General features: G+C 31.4%; 19 protein-coding genes. 15 read left to right on the forward strand and 4 right to left on the reverse strand.

From position 1 onward, the window contains the following. The first annotated feature begins 1 nt into the window (after position 1). Entirely contained in the window at positions 2-922 is a 921-nt protein-coding gene (rnz, locus tag ISP02_RS06330) for a ribonuclease Z (RefSeq protein WP_195720742.1), read from the forward strand. 92 nt (positions 923-1,014) lie between these two features. Here rnz and proC read toward each other — a convergent pair whose 3' ends face one another. Continuing rightward, positions 1,015-1,833, reverse strand: a complete 819-nt coding sequence (proC, locus tag ISP02_RS06335; protein WP_195720743.1) for a pyrroline-5-carboxylate reductase — start codon at positions 1,831-1,833, stop codon at positions 1,015-1,017. A gap of 142 nt (positions 1,834-1,975) precedes the next feature. Between proC and ISP02_RS06340 the strand changes: the two genes are divergently transcribed. Beyond that, a complete protein-coding gene (locus tag ISP02_RS06340; RefSeq protein WP_195720744.1) occupies positions 1,976-2,734 on the forward strand; it encodes an SDR family NAD(P)-dependent oxidoreductase in 759 nt (252 codons plus the stop codon). A gap of 56 nt (positions 2,735-2,790) precedes the next feature. Here ISP02_RS06340 and ISP02_RS06345 read toward each other — a convergent pair whose 3' ends face one another. After that, positions 2,791-3,705, reverse strand: a complete 915-nt coding sequence (locus tag ISP02_RS06345; protein ID WP_195720745.1) for an aldo/keto reductase — start codon at positions 3,703-3,705, stop codon at positions 2,791-2,793. 175 nt (positions 3,706-3,880) lie between these two features. On the opposite strand from ISP02_RS06345, the gene ISP02_RS06350 reads away from it, so the two are divergent. The 3 genes from ISP02_RS06350 to xerD all read left to right on the forward strand — a co-directional run bounded on the left by ISP02_RS06350 (position 3,881) and on the right by xerD (position 5,891). Further along, a complete protein-coding gene (locus ISP02_RS06350; RefSeq protein WP_195720746.1) occupies positions 3,881-4,423 on the forward strand; it encodes an NUDIX domain-containing protein in 543 nt (180 codons plus the stop codon). Positions 4,424-4,527: 104 nt separating this feature from the next. Next, on the forward strand, positions 4,528-4,974 hold the full coding sequence (gene fur, locus ISP02_RS06355; protein ID WP_195720747.1) for a ferric iron uptake transcriptional regulator: 447 nt from the start codon (positions 4,528-4,530) through the stop codon (positions 4,972-4,974). Positions 4,975-5,003: 29 nt separating this feature from the next. Further along, complete coding sequence (xerD, locus tag ISP02_RS06360) at positions 5,004-5,891, forward strand: site-specific tyrosine recombinase XerD (protein WP_195720748.1); 888 nt, start codon at positions 5,004-5,006, stop codon at positions 5,889-5,891. A gap of 57 nt (positions 5,892-5,948) precedes the next feature. Here xerD and ISP02_RS06365 read toward each other — a convergent pair whose 3' ends face one another. After that, on the reverse strand, positions 5,949-6,455 hold the full coding sequence (locus tag ISP02_RS06365; RefSeq protein ID WP_195720749.1) for a DUF309 domain-containing protein: 507 nt from the start codon (positions 6,453-6,455) through the stop codon (positions 5,949-5,951). A gap of 96 nt (positions 6,456-6,551) precedes the next feature. Here ISP02_RS06365 and ISP02_RS06370 point away from each other — a divergent pair, with 96 nt between their 5' ends. The 6 genes from ISP02_RS06370 to ISP02_RS06395 all read left to right on the forward strand — a co-directional run bounded on the left by ISP02_RS06370 (position 6,552) and on the right by ISP02_RS06395 (position 11,987). Beyond that, complete coding sequence (locus tag ISP02_RS06370; protein WP_195720750.1) at positions 6,552-7,286, forward strand: segregation and condensation protein A; 735 nt, start codon at positions 6,552-6,554, stop codon at positions 7,284-7,286. Then, the gene (scpB, locus tag ISP02_RS06375) at positions 7,270-7,818 is read left to right on the forward strand and encodes an SMC-Scp complex subunit ScpB (protein WP_195720751.1); all 549 of its coding nucleotides are present in this window, start codon (positions 7,270-7,272) and stop codon (positions 7,816-7,818) included. Before ISP02_RS06370 ends, scpB begins: the two co-directional genes overlap by 17 nt. After that, positions 7,811-8,548, forward strand: a complete 738-nt coding sequence (locus ISP02_RS06380; protein ID WP_195720752.1) for a pseudouridine synthase — start codon at positions 7,811-7,813, stop codon at positions 8,546-8,548. Before scpB ends, ISP02_RS06380 begins: the two co-directional genes overlap by 8 nt. 125 nt (positions 8,549-8,673) lie before the next feature. Beyond that, positions 8,674-9,399, forward strand: a complete 726-nt coding sequence (locus ISP02_RS06385; RefSeq protein WP_195720753.1) for a response regulator transcription factor — start codon at positions 8,674-8,676, stop codon at positions 9,397-9,399. Continuing rightward, on the forward strand, positions 9,380-11,128 hold the full coding sequence (locus ISP02_RS06390) for an ATP-binding protein (protein WP_195720754.1): 1,749 nt from the start codon (positions 9,380-9,382) through the stop codon (positions 11,126-11,128). Before ISP02_RS06385 ends, ISP02_RS06390 begins: the two co-directional genes overlap by 20 nt. Positions 11,129-11,444: 316 nt before the next feature. Next, on the forward strand, positions 11,445-11,987 hold the full coding sequence (locus tag ISP02_RS06395; RefSeq protein WP_195720755.1) for an ECF transporter S component: 543 nt from the start codon (positions 11,445-11,447) through the stop codon (positions 11,985-11,987). A 121-nt stretch (positions 11,988-12,108) separates the two neighbouring features. On the opposite strand, the gene ISP02_RS06400 is transcribed toward ISP02_RS06395, so the two are convergent. After that, positions 12,109-12,357 carry a ferredoxin gene (locus tag ISP02_RS06400; protein WP_195720756.1) on the reverse strand — a complete coding sequence of 83 codons (249 nt, stop codon included), beginning with the start codon at positions 12,355-12,357 and terminating at the stop codon, positions 12,109-12,111. 110 nt (positions 12,358-12,467) lie between these two features. Here ISP02_RS06400 and ISP02_RS06405 point away from each other — a divergent pair, with 110 nt between their 5' ends. The 4 genes from ISP02_RS06405 (at position 12,468) to ypdA (ending at position 17,695) form a co-directional block, all read left to right on the forward strand. After that, positions 12,468-13,427: a helix-turn-helix domain-containing protein gene (locus ISP02_RS06405; RefSeq protein WP_195720757.1), complete on the forward strand. Its 960-nt coding sequence runs from the start codon at positions 12,468-12,470 to the stop codon at positions 13,425-13,427. After that, on the forward strand, positions 13,417-14,796 hold the full coding sequence (locus ISP02_RS06410) for a RecQ family ATP-dependent DNA helicase (RefSeq protein ID WP_195720758.1): 1,380 nt from the start codon (positions 13,417-13,419) through the stop codon (positions 14,794-14,796). The genes ISP02_RS06405 and ISP02_RS06410 overlap by 11 nt, the downstream gene beginning before the upstream one ends. Before the next feature lie 142 nt (positions 14,797-14,938). Beyond that, positions 14,939-16,477, forward strand: coding sequence for an elastin-binding protein EbpS (ebpS, locus tag ISP02_RS06415; RefSeq protein WP_195720759.1), 1,539 nt, complete (start codon positions 14,939-14,941; stop codon positions 16,475-16,477). A gap of 231 nt (positions 16,478-16,708) precedes the next feature. Further along, positions 16,709-17,695, forward strand: coding sequence for a bacillithiol disulfide reductase YpdA (gene ypdA / locus ISP02_RS06420; protein WP_195720760.1), 987 nt, complete (start codon positions 16,709-16,711; stop codon positions 17,693-17,695). Positions 17,696-17,701: the final 6 nt, after the last annotated feature.

The raw sequence follows: 17,701 nt of genomic DNA on the forward strand, positions 1-17,701 counted from the left end.
CATGGAAATAACTTTTTTTGGTACTAGTGCAGGTTTACCTACGAAAGAGCGTAACACTCAAGCAATTGCACTTAATTTAGAACCTTACATTAATAATATATGGTTATTTGATGTAGGCGAAGCAACACAACACCAGATTCTGCACCATTCTATAAAATTAGGTAAGGTCAATCACATCTTTATTACTCATATGCATGGTGATCATATTTTTGGGCTTCCTGGTATATTAACTACACGTTCTTTTCAAGGTGGGGAAGGTAAGCCTTTAACTATTATTGGACCCAAAGGGATTAAGGAATATGTTGAAACGACATTACGTGTATCTGAATCACGCTTAAATTATCCATTAACGTTTATCGAAATTGACACTCATTTTGCTTACCAACATAACGGTTTTACAGTAACAGCTAATTTATTAAATCACGGTATACCTTCATATGGATACCGCATCGAAGCACCTTATACACCCGGCAAAATAGATGTAGCAGCATTAAAAAATATTGGCCTTGAACCTGGGCCAAAATATCAAGAAATAAAAGCCAATGATACATTTGAATACAAAGGATTAATTTATGATTCGAATGATTTCAAAGGGGATCCAATTCGTGGTCCGATCATTGCAATATTTGGAGATACTAAGCCGTGTATGAATGAGTATTTAATTGCTAATGATGCAGATGTTATGGTACATGAGGGTACTTATTTAGAGGGAGACAAAACATTAGCTAATAATTATAATCATAGTCATATAGATGATGTATTCGAATTAATGGAACGCGCTAACGTTAAACATACACTCATTACACACATTAGCAACCGATATACATTCGAAGAGGTAGAACAAATTTATAATGACTTAGTTCACGAGCGACAACAGTCTAATTACAAATTCGTAAGCGATTTTGATTCATATAAATTTTAAATGTAGTACTTATCACTAAAATTACAAATTAAAAAGAATGGGATAGACGCTCTTATATGCGCCTATCCCATTCTTTAGAATATTAGTGAACTTTAATCATCATCATCCTGGTTCGATAATTCAATGCTTCTATTCACAGCGGACCGTAAGCAATCTTCAAAAATACCTTTAATATCATATTCTGATAATGCATTTAATCCAGCTTGTGTAGTTCCGCCCTTAGAAGTAATATTTTTACGTAATTGTCCCATGCTTAATTCTGATCTTTCAATCATTTTACTCGTACCAATAATTAAGTTTCTAATTGATTCTTCTACTTGGTCTTTTTCTAATCCTAAACGTGTACCAGCAGTAACGTATTGCTCAAAAACATGATATAAAAATGCTGGACCGCTTCCTGTTATTGCTGTTACCTGATGCAAATTATCTTCTGACACTTCAATGGCAGAACCAAATGCATTAATTAAACCATCAACTTCATCTTTAGAAGTTGCGCCGAAATTACCCGAGAAACTAATACCTGTCACAGAATGACCGACATGTGCATTTGTGTTAGGCATAATACGTGCAACTGGATTTTTAGTATTTAATTGTTCCCTAATGTAGTCCATTGGTAAACCAGCCATAATTGAGATAAATTTATTTTTATCAGTAATATAGGGTCTAATTCTTTCTGCTAACGCTTCAAAATCATGTGGTTTTGTACCTATGAATACGTAATCTGCTTTTGCAAGCAATGCTTTATCATCATAGCTATAATTAACACCTAATTGTTGCGCATAATCCTTTAAAGCTTGCTCATTAGATCTATTAGTTAAATAGATATCATTAGAGTCAATCACATTTGAATTAACTATCCCTGTAAAAATGGCATGTGCCATATTGCCTGCTCCGTAAAACACTAGTTTCATGTAGAATCAACACTTCCTTGTTATGTGATGTTTCCATACTAACATAGTTACACTATTTTCCTAATAATTATATGCAATTATTTACAAAATCAAGAAATAAACTTATACTTTGTAAAATAAAAATAAAGAGTGAGGTGGTTCTTTGAAAGGTCAACATTACATAATGACAGGGGCAACGAGTGGTCTAGGATTAGCCCTTTTAAAAACCTTATTAAAGCAACAGGTACGGGTAACAGTTTTGGCAAGAACTCCTCAAAAAATAGCAGAATTAACAAATAAAATTAATTCTAATCAATTAACTATTATAAAATGTAATTTACTTAATATTGATGATATTAACAGTATCACGGCTCAACTATCAGCTTCTAAAATTGACGGATTGATTTATAGTTCGGGAGTTGGTTATTTTAAATCTATAGAAGCTCATTCGACTGAGGAAATACTAGAAACCTATCAATTGAATCTAGTTAACTTTAATGTACTCTTTAAAGCGTTATTACCGTATTTTGCGCATAACGCCTCTATAGTAGGTATTGGTAGTCAAGCTGCTTATTCAACACAAGCATATGCGGCACATTACGGTGCAAGCAAAGCTGCGTTTATACAATTATTAAATGCATTGCGTCTAGAACATCCGTCATTCCACGTTATGACAGTGAATACAGGACCTGTTAATACGCCGTTTCACAATCATGCAGATCCTACATTACAATACGCTAAAAAGTATCAACGTATTATGTTAGACCCTTCACGTTTAGCACAGGATATCATTGATGGCATTAATCAGAAAAAGGTCGAAATTAACCAACCTAGATGGATGTATATATTGCTAAAATTTTATAATCTAGCACCTCGCATTTATGAACGATTATTTCCATTTGCTTTCAAAAATAAAAAGTAAATATCAATTATAAAAATCCCAACAATGTTTAGTTGTTGGGATTTTCTGTATATTGCTTATTTTACATGTTGTGTATATTGTAAGTTTTTCACACGTTCTCTTGCTGCTTTTAATTGTTCATCACTAATGGCTTGTGCTGCTTCATAATTTTTAATATTCTCTTCAAGTTGAGCAGGGCTACTAGCACCTACAATAATAGAGCCCAATGCTTCTTGTGATTTTAAATATTTAAATGTTAAAGCTGTCAAATTATTTTCTACTTCTTTAATTGAAGCAATTGTTTCTCCTAATTCTTGGTAGGTATAATCAAAGATACCTTCATTAAATTTATTATCCAATGCTTTACTACTATTAGCTGTAAGAAGTCCTTTAAATACTGGTCCACGTGCCAAAATTTTAACGTTGTTAGCATTAACTTCATCAACTAAATCTTCTGGTCTATTGTCAATAAGGTTGAATTGAGACATTAATGTCTCAATTTGACTATGTTCTAAATAATATCTTATAACATTAGGTCTAATAGAAGAAATGCCATACGCTCGAACAATACCTTCTTGTTTTAAGTCATCAAAAGCGCTAATTGTTTCATCTAAAGGATCATCTATCGTACCGCCATGTAGTTGATATAAATCAAGCTCATCTAGTCCTAAATTTCTTAACGAATCTTTCACAGCTGATTTAATATATTTTTTAGATGGATCCCAGAAAGTTGAACCATCATCTTGCAAATGATTACCTACTTTTGTACCAATAACAATATCATCTCGATTTTGATATTTTTTTAATGCTTTACCTACAATATTTTCATTGACACCTTTGTCATAAACATCAGCTGTATCAAAATAAGTGATACCTTGTTCAATCGCACTTTCAATAATAGTTTCTGACTTGTCATAATCTGTTCCAAGACTCATACAACCTAAGCCAACTTCAGATAATTCAATGCCACTTGTTAATATGTTCTTTTGCATGTTGTTTCTCCTTTCGATACACTAATGAGATAAGATAAAGAGGCGCAAAAAGAAAACTAGTTTTTAGCGAGTATACTTATAATGTTATATCTTAAATAAACTTTGCACTAAGCCTCTATTATCGATATAACAATCTTAACAATTACTATCAAATATTAAAAGGAACGTGATTACCATGAACTTATATGAAAAAACTACAAATAAAAAAAGTATCTATAAAGGAAAGATTATAGATTTAGAAGTACATGAAGTTGATTTACCAAATGGTGAATCTTCTACACGTGAAATTGTGTTACATAATGGGGCTGTTGCGGTCTGCGCACTTACGTCAGAAAACAAAATCGTCTTAGTAGAACAATTTAGGAAACCACTTGATAATACTATGCTAGAAATACCCGCCGGAAAATTAGAAATAGGGGAAGAGCGTGAAGAAGCAGCTAAAAGAGAATTAGAAGAAGAAACGGGTTATAAAGCTAAAGAATTAACGCTTATTACAGATATGTATGGTTCTCCTGGCTTCACAAATGAGAAAATTTCTATTTATTTAGCCACTGAATTATTGAAAGGTGAAAAACAATTAGATGAAGATGAATTTATTGAATTACACGAATTATCAATTAACAAAGCTCAAGAAAAGCTTAAAAACAACGAAATAAATGATGCAAAAACAATTATTGCACTTCAATATCTATTGCTTAATTATAATCATTCTAATTAAATAATGGAATTAACTTGCGAATTTTTTCAATTATTGGTATTTTAGATATAAATCATTAACTAAATTAAAATGATTATAATTATTAGTAGGGGAGTGAGGCTTCCGTGGAAGAACGATTAAATCGCGTGAAGCAACAATTACAGCAATCATCATATAAGTTAACTCCACAAAGAGAAGCAACTTTAAGAGTTTTAATTGAAAATGAAAAAGATCATTTAAGTGCTGAAGACGTATATTTAAAAGTAAAAGATAAAGCACCTGAAATTGGATTAGCCACTGTTTATAGAACATTAGAGTTATTAGCAGAATTAAAAGTCGTCGATAAAATTAATTTTGGTGATGGTGTTGCTAGGTTTGATTTACGTAAAGAAGGTGCTAAACATTTCCATCATCATTTAGTTTGTATGGAGTGTGGCAAAGTAGAAGAAATAGAAGAAGACTTATTACCAAAAGTAGAAGAAAAGGTTGAGCAAGATTTCAACTTTAGAATATTAGACCATCGTTTAACTTTCCATGGCATTTGTTCTACCTGTCAAGCTAAAGGTAAATAATGATAGATTGACGTTAATGAGGTGGCGTTATGGAAACAATAAAAAATGAATATTTAAAATTTATTCAATTAGAAAAAGGGCTCAGTTCCAATACAATAGGTGCGTATCGTCGAGATTTGGATAAGTATGTTACTTATTTAAATGATAACAAAATAGCACATATTGATTTTGTAGATAGACAAACAATTCAACAGTGTCTAGGTTATTTACATGATCAAGGCGCATCTGCAAAGTCTCTAGCTCGCTTCATTTCTACAGTGCGCAGTTTCCATCAATTTGCCTTAAGAGAGAAGTATGCAGCTAAAGATCCTACGGTATTAATTGAAACGCCTAAATATGAAAGAAGATTGCCAGATGTTTTAGAAGTTGATGAAATTATAGCTTTACTTGAAACGCCAGATATTAATAAAAATAACGGTTACCGCGACAGAACGATGTTGGAATTACTTTATGCAACAGGGATGCGTGTAACTGAACTGATTCAATTAGAAGTCGAAAACGTTAATTTAATCATGGGCTTTGTAAGAGTTTTTGGTAAAGGCAACAAAGAACGCATTGTTCCATTAGGAGACACCGTAATTGATTTTTTAACTAAATATATAGAAACAGTACGGCCTCAACTACTTAAAAAAACAACGACCGATGCGCTGTTTTTAAACTTACATGGCAAGCCTTTGTCTAGACAAGGCATTTGGAAAATGATTAAGCAAGCAAGTATTAAAGCCAATATTAATAAAACTTTAACGCCTCATACTTTAAGACATTCCTTTGCAACACATTTACTTGAAAATGGTGCCGACTTGAGAGCTGTACAAGAAATGTTAGGACATTCTGATATTTCAACTACACAACTATATACACACGTTTCCAAATCACAAATAAGAAAAATGTATAATGCCTTTCATCCTAGAGCATAGAGGGGAATTATATACATAAAAACCACATGCTTTTAGTAAAGCCATGTGGTTTTTAAATTATTTAGATAACCGATTATTATTTTTCATTGCGTCTTGTCTTGCTTGTATCACTTCACTACGATCTCTTTTAATATGGTGATGAATAATATAATCATCTTCGATAACATAAGGTGTTGAAATATAATTTGGAAAATCGTGCAGTATTTGTTGTTCCATAGCGTCAGTTATAGGTAATTGAATGGGTTGAAACGTTTTTCGTTGCTCAATATTATAAATAATTTGTGTAATTAAATTTTTGTAATGACTAATGTGTAAACCTAAGTATTGGGAGTCTTCATCTTGTACTATGATCTTGTAAGCACGTTCGAATGAACGTTTAGCACCTATGAAATTATGTCTTCGATAATGGTAGCATCCAGTTGCGAATAGTATTAAACTTACGACCGGGTCATTTTTACTGAAAGAAGAATTTTGTTTCCATGCTTCTTCTAGTATATCATGACATAAAAAATAATGTTGTTGAGTATGAAATTGATAGTAAAATAGTTTTAGTGCATTATCCATAAGCTTCCGCTCCAAAAATTTATTGTTTATTACAAACATGGTATAATATTTTAGTGAATAACGCACTTAACTTGCAACTTATATGAGGTAGATAAAATGTATGAAGTAAAACTAGATGCTTTTAATGGTCCTTTGGATTTATTGTTGCACCTTATCCAAAAATTTGAAATAGATATTTATGATATACCAATGAAATCACTCACTGAACAATATATGCAATATGTACATACAATGAATCAGCTTGAAATCAATTTAGCGAGCGATTATTTAGTTATGGCGTCAGAATTATTAATGATTAAAAGTAAAATGTTACTACCTCAAAGTGATGAGGATGATTATTTTGAAGAAGATCCTCGTGAAGACTTAGTAGGGCGTTTAATTGAATATCAAAACTACAAAGAATATACAGCAACACTTAATGAAAAAAAAGAAGAACGTGCACATTATTACGCAAAATACCCAACTGATTTGAGCCATTTAGAAAAAAATGAATTGTGGGACCCTAACAATACAATTGATTTGACCGAGTTAATTATTGCTTATCAAAAAGTTAAAAATAGAATGGAACTTAACACACCAAAATCAGTTAATATTCACAAAGAAACATTTACTATACAACAAGCTACTTCTCAAGTACAACTACGATTACAAAAAGAACATTCATTTAATTTCTTTAGTTTGTTTAATTATTCAGAACCTATCGAAATGGTAGTTACACACTTTTTAGCTATTTTAGAAATGTCTAAATCAGGTTCAATTAATATAGAACAACATAACAGTTTTGATGATATTAATATAATAAGGGGAGTAAATTATGGCATTAATGCATAATGGCATCTTAGAAGCACTGCTATACACTGCAGGTGATGAAGGCATTGAAGAACGGCAATTACTTGAAATATTAGATTTTGATCAGTCAACTTTCCATGAGCTCATAGCAAACTATGAATCTCCTGGTTTAGTAATTCAAAAATTTGGTACTACTTACGTATTAACTACAAAAAAAGAAGCATCAGAGTATGTTGAAAAGCTAGTAGAACAAAAGTCGAAGATGAAAATATCGCAAGCAGCTATGGAAACTTTATCTATTATTGCTTATAACCAGCCAATCTCACGCAGTGATATTGAAATGATTAGAGGTATCAATTCAGATGGTGCAGTCAAAACATTAATTGCAAAAGGTTTAGTAGAAGCAAAAGAAGAAGATGCTTCCCGTAGTCACCAACTTTATACAACCAATTTATTTTTAAATGTATTTGGAATAGAAACTATAGAGGATTTACCAACAACTGATGAAGACGATGAAGAAATTGAGGCTTTTTTCAGTAATTTAGTCAATCAAAAAGGAGAAAATAATGAGTAACGAATCACAAAGATTACAAAAGCGCATCGCCAATAGTGGTTATACTTCAAGACGTAAAGCGGAAGTGCTTATAGAAGAAGGTAAAGTCAAAGTAAACGGCGAACAAGTAACAGAATTAGGCACGAAAGTAAAACCTTCAGATATAATAGAAGTTGAAGGCATTAAAATTGAACAAGAAGATAAGCTCTATATTCTATTTTATAAACCCACACAAGTTATTACGAGCGTTTCAGATGATAAAGGTCGTAAAGTTGTAACTGATTATTTCAACGAGCTTGAAACAAGAATATACCCTGTGGGTAGATTAGACTATGATACTTCAGGTTTATTATTATTAACAAACGATGGAGACTTTACTAATTTAATGACACATCCTCGTTATAAAATTAAAAAGAAATATATCGTTAAATTAAAAGGTTATCTAATGCGAGAAGAAGTAAAAGCGTTAGAAAAGGGTGTTAAATTAGAAGATGGCATGACACATCCAGCTACAGTTAAAATTAAAAATCAAGATAAAGAAAAATCCAATACGCTTGTTGAAATTACTATAAGTGAAGGGCGTAATAGACAAGTACGCCGTATGTTCGAACATTTTGGTCATCAAGTAACAAAGTTACAAAGAATTGAATTTGGTCCACTTAATTTAACAGGTTTAAACGCAGGTGAGGGCAGAGTTTTAACACCACATGAAGTGAAAACATTACGTCACTTAGCAGAGAACGGAAAATAACTATTTATATTTGATAGATATTGAGAATATTTTCACAAAGATTATTTTTGAGTAAGTCATACTCATTTTGCTATGCTATAATTAATATGAATAGGAAATGTAAACATGTGTGGGAGGTATTTATATTGCCAAATCAAATTCTTGTGGTAGACGATGAAGATAGAATTAGAAGATTACTGAAATTATATCTTGAAAGAGAATCTTTTGAGATTGATGAAGCAAAAGATGGTAAAGAGGCGTATGAAAAAGCGATGAACCATGATTATGCTTGTATCTTATTGGATTTAATGTTGCCAGAGATGGATGGTATAACTGTGGCATCACGCTTAAGAGAACATAAAGAAACACCGATTATAATGCTTACTGCCAAAGGTGAAGAAACAAATAGAGTTGAAGGTTTTGAAACAGGTGCTGACGACTATATAGTTAAACCTTTCTCACCTCGTGAAGTAGTCTTGCGATTAAAAGCCTTATTAAGACGCACTCAAGTAACTACAAGTGAACAAAGTGAACCGCACGCTAAAGATTTAATTGAATTTAATCATTTAACAATTGATAATGATGCACATCGTGTATTAGCTGACGATAAACAAGTCAATTTAACACCAAAAGAATATGAATTATTAATTTTCTTGGCTAAAACACCTAATAAAGTGTTTGATCGCGAACAATTATTAAAAGAAGTTTGGCATTATGAATTTTATGGTGATTTAAGAACGGTGGACACACACGTAAAACGATTAAGAGAAAAACTTAATCGTGTTTCTGGTGATGCAGCACAAATGATTCAAACTGTATGGGGCGTTGGCTATAAATTCGAGGTAAAATCAAATGATGAATCGGCTGAATAATGTAGTCATAAAACTGTGGTTAACTATAATTTTTATAGTAACGACAGTTTTAATTTTATTAAGTGCTGCTCTTATCACATTTATACAATCTTATTTCACTCAAGATACTGAAAAATCACTATTACAAGATGCGAAACAAGTAAGTCAACTAGTCAATGAATCAAAAAATAAAGATACTGCTATTGAGTATAGTCATAAATTAATCGAAGGACCTGTTGGTTTAATTATAATATCTGATAAACATATGGCAGAACCTAAAAATAATAAAGTTAAAAGGCAAATGTTTGATGCTGTTAAGACAGATTCAAATTACAACAAAATCTTCGATAAAGGACAAAAAAATTCAGAACATGTGACCATAAATGTTAATGGTGAAAAACGAACTTATGTGCTAATTGGTTATCCAACTAAACCTATAAATAATGATGTTAAAAGTAAATACAGTGGCGTATTCATATACCAGAATTTAAAAGGTGTCGAGGAAACCAATAATGTAATTACCGTTATTATATTAATTATTGCAGTGATTTTCTTAGCAATTACAACGGTATTTGCTTTCTTCTTATCATCAAGAATTACAAAACCACTAAGAGAATTGAGATCTCAAGCTATTGAAGTATCGAAAGGCCAATATAAACAAACATCTACCATTACTTCTAAAGATGAAATTGGTGAATTATCACGCGCTTTTAATACGATGAGTTATGAAATTCAACGTCACGTAGATGCGCTTTCTTCTTCAAAAAATATTAGAGACAGTTTAATTAATTCCATGGTAGAAGGTGTTATTGGGTTCAATGATAAAAAAGAAGTGATACTCTCGAATGACATGGCTAAAAATATCATTCAATCTATGGACAAAGATTCGTTAACCAAATTAGATGCTCAAAATGAACTCACAGTTAAGAAAAAAATCACTCAATTTGAAGAATATGAAATAAATTCTCGTTATTTTGTTATTATTATGAGTTATATCAAACAAATTCAACCTGATGGTCGTAGTGGCATAGTGGCAATTATACGGGATATGACAAACGAACATAACTTAGATCAATTGAAAAAGGATTTTATAGCTAATGTTTCACATGAATTACGTACACCCATTTCATTACTTCAAGGTTATACTGAATCTATTGTAGATGGCATAGTAACTGAACCAGAAGAAATAAAAGATTCACTTTCTATAGTACTAGATGAAACGAAGCGACTTAATCGATTAGTCAATGAATTGTTAAACGTGGCTCGTATGGATGCCGAAGGGCTTACTGTTAATAAAGAACATCAACCTATTGATAGTCTACTTAATAAGATGCAACAAAAATATAAACAGTTGGCTTCAGATCTACAACTCAATATGAACTTGAATCCTCAAACGGATGGACATGAATGGTATTATGATTCTGACCGAATGGAACAAGTTCTCACGAACTTAATAGATAATGCTACACGTTATACTGAATCAGACGATAAGATTACTATAACTTGTGGCGCTGACGAATATACTGATATCCTATATATTCAAGATACTGGTACAGGTATTGCACCAGAACATCTAAAACAAGTATTCGACCGCTTTTATAAAGTAGACGCCTCAAGAAAAAGAGGTAAGCAAGGTACTGGACTGGGTCTATTCATTTGTAAAATGATTATAGAAGGACATGGTGGTAGTATCGACGTTAAAAGTAATTTAGGTAAAGGTACAACTTTTATTATTAAGTTACCAAAATAATGAAGTATGCAGTTAATTAAAACAAGCCCTTTTTAGCGATTCTGATTGTTAATATGGGCTTGTTTTAATTAGTGATTTATTATGACTTTTAAAGTAGGTATTTAATTTTGATTCTTACTGGACACAGAGTCCATTATAATTATAATTTGAAGTGATTTATAAAATATAATTATAAACCAATAAAGTGACATAAATAGTTGTTTCATGCTAATATAAATTTCAATAAATAATTTAACTAATGAAAAGAAGAGGAGGATATATTCATAATTTTATCCTTTTATTCTATGTATATTGAATTGGAAGGAGAAAATTGAATATGCACAACAATCAAAAAAAATTGATTACAATAAGCATGTTAAGTGCTATTGCTTTTATTTTAACTTTTTTAAAATTTCCTATACCATTTTTACCCCCGTATTTAACATTAGACGTGAGTGATGTTCCAGGGTTATTAGCTACATTTACTTTAGGCCCAGTAGCAGGATTAATTGTTGAATTTATTAAGAACCTGCTTACATTTTTATTTAATATTGGAGACCCTATTGGTCCAATAGCTAATTTCTTTGCTGCCGCTTCACTTTTATTAGTAGCTTATTTTGTAACTAAAGATAAACAATCTATTCGATCTTTAATCGTAGGTTTGGCAAGTGGTACGATTGTCATGACCATCGTTTTAAGTATTCTAAACTATTTCGTATTATTACCATTATATGGTATGATAATGAACCTAAACGACGTAGTACACAACGTTAAAGTAGTAGTGGTATCTGGCATAATACCATTCAATATTATTAAAGGTATCGTTGTTTCATTAATATTTATTTTATTATATAAGAGACTTAAAAAAGTATTAAGTTAATAAAGGATAATTGCTAAGTGGTAGAGTAGATTCTACTGCTTTTTTTGTAAAAAAAGAGAGAACGTCAGTATTAACGTCCTCTCATTACAAGATATATAACTTAAATAATTAAATGTATCATTTATTCAAATTTTAATGGATCTCCATCAAATGATTCTTCTTCAATTTTAATTGAATCTGTAGGACATCCTTCAAGCGCATCTTCCATATCCTCATATAGTTCTTCAGGCACTTCAGCTGTTCCTTTGTTGTCATCAAGTATAACGTAAGCTATACCTTCATCATCGTAGTCATATATATCAGGGGCAGCGGCACCACAAGCTCCACATGCTATACATGTATCCATATCAACTATTGTATATTTAGCCAATTTCTTCGCCTCCTTTGACAAAAATGCTACACTAATATCACAATTAATATTGTAGTTATCGAGTTACGATTTTTCAAATTTTTTTGTTTATAAATAACGAGGAGTATCCCATGTATAATATAATTCATTTTGTGCAGTCACAAGCACACGACTATAAATCACAAAAAAGCATATATAATATTATCACAGGCAAAAAGTCACATCAAACGTTTTTTGATGCTGCAAGTCAAAATCTACTTTCATTATATCACAGCTTACCTAACTTAAAATATCCGTCATTTGAGCGATTTTCTAACGACATTAGTAAATTAGATAAAAATTTTGAGTTAATAACTAACCCTAGATTTACATACGACAGTTTAATCAATACTTTTAGTGCCATTCAGTTATTGACGCAAACCGTCTCGAACATAGAGCATGATTATAATCACTTTATACCAACTTCGCAACATCAATTTATCCAGCAACGTGTAAAAAATATTTATACATATATTAAAGATCAAAATTTATTTGACCAATATAAAGAGGAACTAAAGCAGTTATTTTCGAAACTTTATCAACAAAATGGACAAACGTACTTACACTACTATCTACAAGGTTATGAAGAAAGCATGTATACAAGACAACAAGTAAGTTTAATTGAAAATATTCCTCACCACCATTTAAAAGAAGTAGAATATAAAGAATTAATTACATTGATAAATCAATTAGAAGATATAAACAATTATCCGATATTAAATAACTTAATTGTACTCCCATCACTACTAAACAAAACGGAAGTAACATTAAATTGTTTGACTCGTGGTTATTCCATTACACAAATACAACAGCATCAAAACGTAAAGATAAACACAATAGAGGATCATTTATTAGAATTATTTATAAAAGGTTATTTAAAAGATTATCATATATATATTTCTGAAGAAGCTATTACGGAGTTTTGGCCATATTATTTAGCCCATCGTGACGAACGCTTACGTTTATTTAAAGAATATTTTCCAGCATATAGTTATTTTCAACTTAAATTAATGATTATAGGTATAGAGAGAGGTGATTTCAATGTTACATGAAGCACTCAAAAAATGGTTTGGATTTGAAAGTTTTAAAAAGGGACAAGAAGAAATAATTTCAAATGTATTAAACCATAAACATACTTTAGGTATTTTACCTACTGGTAGTGGTAAAAGTTTATGCTATCAGTTACCAACCTATATTAATAAAAAACCTACTTTAGTTGTTTCACCATTAATTTCCCTTATGGACGATCAGGTTATGCAAATGAAAATAAATGGTGAAACATCGGTCAGCTGCGTTCACTCAGGAATGGATGAACAAGAAAGACAATATAATCTAGCAAAAATAAAATCCAGTCGTTTTATCTTTTTAAGCCCTGAATTTTTATTACAACCTTTCAACGCAAAATTATTAACTAAGTTAGACTTGGGGCTCATCGTTTTAGACGAAGCTCATTGTTTATCCGAGTGGGGCTACGATTTCAGACCACATTATGCGCTAATAGGAAAAATCACACGCCAATTTCCTCAGGCAACTATATTAGCTTTGACAGCAACCGCCCAACCTTATTTACTTAATGACATTAATCACATGTTAAATGCTAATTTAACAGAAATTAAAACGACCATGAATAGAGATAATATATCACTGTCACATTTAAATTTTGACAGTGATGAAACAAAGTTAACATGGTTATTGGATTTTATTAAAAATTCTGGACCAACTATTATTTATGTTTCCTCCAAGAAAATATGTTTAAGTTTAGCACAAGCTATTTATGATGAAGGCTACTTAACAGGTATATACCATGGAGATTTATCTTATCAAGAAAGACATACAGTACAACATCAGTTTATAAGCAATGAAATTCCTATAATCGTAGCTACAAGTGCTTTTGGAATGGGTATTAATAAAAAAGATATTAGAACGATTATACATTTTCATATACCTACAAGCCCTTCCAGCTATATGCAAGAGATAGGTAGGGCTGGTCGTGATGGTGAGATAAGCCAAGCAATCAGTCTGTATCAACCTGATGACAGCTATTTATTAGAAACTCTACTTTTTACAGATAGTGTAACTTCAGATGATATAGCATTATTTGAGACCGGAGATTTAATCGATCCAATTAAATTAGAAATGTTAGAAACATTAAGTAGTTATTATTCCATTCATGAGTTGACCACTATATTTAACAAATCGTTGCAAAGAAAACAATTAGCATATAAAAAAATGATTAATTATAAAATGCTAGATACATGTCGACGTAGTTTTTTACTAGCTTATTTTGGTGAATACAATATTAAGAAACCATCTTATTGTTGTGATAATGATACACATTTGAAAAAATTAACAATATATAATAAAAAAAAAGTAAAACGAAAAATGGATTATAATGAGAAGTTACAGAATTTATTCAATTAATATATAATTACTTTACTTCACTTTTTAAAACAAGCTATAATACAATCTATAAAAGGGTTTTATTGTATTTTCATTTATTTCACATACATATTTACCATTAAGTAGGGTATAACTTTGTATAAAAAACTAAAAAGGAAGGATGATGATTTTGTCTAATAATAATTTTAGAGACGATTTTGAAAAAAATCGTCAATCAATTGATCCAACTGAGCATAATGACAAATCAGACGACTCAATTGAACAAGATTCAGAACAACATACTGATAATGCTAGCGAAAAAGCAGATGAACAATTCCCTCCAAGAAATGCGCAACGTAGACAACGTAGTAGAAATACCGCTACAAATCAACAAGAAGACGAACAAGACTCATTACATGATGAAGAGCATGATTCACAAGAGTCAGACGCTCAAAATACTGATGAAAATAATACTACTGATGAAAACAACCAAGAAGCTAGTAACGGTGCCGGCAAAGGGGTTGCTGGTGGTGTAGTAGGTGGTTCTGCAGTAGAATCTTCTAAAGATTCTAAGGATTTACATCACGACGACAACAACAAGCAGCCAAATCCAAATGAAGAACATTCAGCTAAAGATGATAATGAAGATTTCGACGACAAAAATCATCTTGATGATGAACAAAAAAATAATGATTCTAAAAAAGGCAAAAAAGGTGCTGCAGTCGCAGGTGGTGGTGCTGCAGCTGCAGGTGCTGGCGCTTATGCAGCTAAGAAACATCAGGATAACAAAAATGAAAGTTCTGATGTTAAACATGATTCTAATGAAAAAGATGATGACACCAATGAGAACAAAGATACAAAAGATGAAACAGAAAATACAAATAAATCTAAAAAAGCTGGCTTAGGCGGTGCAGTTGCTGGAACTGGAGCAGCTGCTGCAGGTAGCGCAACTGCTGCTAAAGCTAGTGGTTCAGGTGCCAATAATGGTGGTTCTGGTAATAATGGTAATAACAATAACAATAACAATGACAATAATAATGATGATAATAACGGTAACAAAAAGAAGAGCTTCTTAGCTAAGTTATTACCAATATTAGCAGCCTTATTAATATTAGCAGCTATCGCTATTTTTGCAGGTATGGCCTTAACAGGTGGTAACAACGGTAGTGATAAATCTGATGATAATAAAACTGCACAAAAATCAGATAAAGACTCTAACAAAGATAAGAAATCTGATAGCGACAAAGACAAAAACGATAGTGATGACAAAGCTAACAAAGACAGCGATAATGGCAATAACAACAGTGGTTCAGACAGTGACAATAATTCATCTACTGATAATCAATCTGGTGATAACAATAATTCATCTGCTGATAATCAATCTGGTAATGACAATAATTCATCTGCTGATAATCAATCTAGTGATGACAATAATTCAAATGCATCAGATAATAATAGTCAAGACCAACAGAATAGTCAATCTCAACAAAACAATCAATCTGATCAAAATGCTAACTCAAATCAAAACGCTTCAAACAGCAGCAATTCTCAAAATAACAGTCAAGGACAACGTACGCATACGGTAGAAGGTCAAAACTTATACAGAATTGCAATTCAATATTACGGTGAAGGTTCACCAGAAAATGTTGAAAAAATTAGAAAAGCTAACAACATTCAAGGTAATGACATTCATAACGGCCAACGTCTTGTAATTCCACAATAAGACAGAAATTTAATATGATCATTAGAGGAAAATCATTTCATATGATTTTCCTCTTTTTTTATTAAATGAGCTTAAAAGAGCTTTATAGAAGTAATTATTTTATAAAAATTTATAAAAAATTAGTACTATCAGTTCGAATTAGTGATAATTTATTATATTTTCAATATCTAATGTTTGGAATTCATCTCATAATTGGTATAATATACTGGTGATTAAAGGAGGCATAAGCATATGCAAACGGTAGAAAGTATCATCATCGGTGGCGGACCATGTGGTCTAAGTGCTGCCATAGAACAAAAGAAAAAAGGAATTGAAACCTTAGTAATTGAAAAAGGCAATGTTGTTGAAGCAATTTATAATTATCCAACACATCAAACATTTTTTTCTTCAAGTGATAAATTAAGTATCGGAGATATTCCGTTTATAGTTGAAGAAAGCAAACCACGTAGAAATCAAGCATTAGTTTACTATAGAGAAGTGGTAAAACATCATCAACTAAATATTCATGCCTTTGAAGAAGTGCTAACTGTAAAGAAAATAAATAATCGTTTTACTATTACGACTACCAAAGATGTTTACGAATGTAGATTTTTAACAGTAGCGACAGGTTATTACGGTCAACATAATCAATTAGAAGTTGAAGGTGCTGAATTGCCTAAAGTCAAGCATTATTTCAAAGAAGCACACCCATATTTTAATCAAGACGTAGTCATTATAGGTGGCAAAAACTCAGCTGTTGATGCTGCGTTAGAATTAGAAAAGGCGGGGGCAAACGTTACTGTTATTTATCGTGGCAATGAATATCCAAAAGCAATAAAACCATGGATATTACCAAATTTCGAATCATTAGTACGTAATGAAAAAATAGAGATGCTATTTGATACTGATGTCGTAAAAGTAACAGAAGAAACAGTAGTATATGAACAAAATGGACAAACGTATGAAATTTCGAATGATTATGTATTTGCCATGATTGGTTATCATCCAGATTATGATTTCTTAGAATCAATCGGCATTGAAATCAATACGAATGACTATGGTACTGCGCCTGTTTATAATAAAGAGACATACGAAACGAATATCGAAAATTGTTTCATTGCTGGCGTTATTGCCGCTGGTAATGATGCTAATACGATTTTTATAGAAAATGGTAAGTATCATGGTGGTATAATTACACAAAGTATACTATCTAAAAAGCAAACACCGCTCGAAACATAAAAAAAG

It is taken from the genome of Staphylococcus durrellii (genome assembly GCF_015594545.1).
In the GTDB taxonomy this organism is placed as follows: Bacteria; Bacillota; Bacilli; order Staphylococcales; family Staphylococcaceae; genus Staphylococcus; species Staphylococcus durrellii.

Coding starts and splice junctions, on each gene's coding strand:
- ISP02_RS06350 (WP_195720746.1), top strand. CDS start 3,881: ATGAACTTATATGAAAAAACTACAAATAAAAAAAGTATCTATAAAGGA.
- rnz (WP_195720742.1), top strand. CDS start 2: ATGGAAATAACTTTTTTTGGTACTAGTGCAGGTTTACCTACGAAAGAG.
- ISP02_RS06395 (WP_195720755.1), top strand. CDS start 11,445: ATGCACAACAATCAAAAAAAATTGATTACAATAAGCATGTTAAGTGCT.
- proC (WP_195720743.1), bottom strand. CDS start 1,833: ATGAAACTAGTGTTTTACGGAGCAGGCAATATGGCACATGCCATTTTT.
- scpB (WP_195720751.1), top strand. CDS start 7,270: ATGGCATTAATGCATAATGGCATCTTAGAAGCACTGCTATACACTGCA.
- ISP02_RS06345 (WP_195720745.1), bottom strand. CDS start 3,705: ATGCAAAAGAACATATTAACAAGTGGCATTGAATTATCTGAAGTTGGC.
- ISP02_RS06370 (WP_195720750.1), top strand. CDS start 6,552: ATGTATGAAGTAAAACTAGATGCTTTTAATGGTCCTTTGGATTTATTG.
- ISP02_RS06405 (WP_195720757.1), top strand. CDS start 12,468: ATGTATAATATAATTCATTTTGTGCAGTCACAAGCACACGACTATAAA.
- xerD (WP_195720748.1), top strand. CDS start 5,004: ATGGAAACAATAAAAAATGAATATTTAAAATTTATTCAATTAGAAAAA.
- ypdA (WP_195720760.1), top strand. CDS start 16,709: ATGCAAACGGTAGAAAGTATCATCATCGGTGGCGGACCATGTGGTCTA.
- ISP02_RS06390 (WP_195720754.1), top strand. CDS start 9,380: ATGATGAATCGGCTGAATAATGTAGTCATAAAACTGTGGTTAACTATA.
- ISP02_RS06410 (WP_195720758.1), top strand. CDS start 13,417: ATGTTACATGAAGCACTCAAAAAATGGTTTGGATTTGAAAGTTTTAAA.
- ISP02_RS06365 (WP_195720749.1), bottom strand. CDS start 6,455: ATGGATAATGCACTAAAACTATTTTACTATCAATTTCATACTCAACAA.
- ebpS (WP_195720759.1), top strand. CDS start 14,939: ATGATTTTGTCTAATAATAATTTTAGAGACGATTTTGAAAAAAATCGT.
- ISP02_RS06380 (WP_195720752.1), top strand. CDS start 7,811: ATGAGTAACGAATCACAAAGATTACAAAAGCGCATCGCCAATAGTGGT.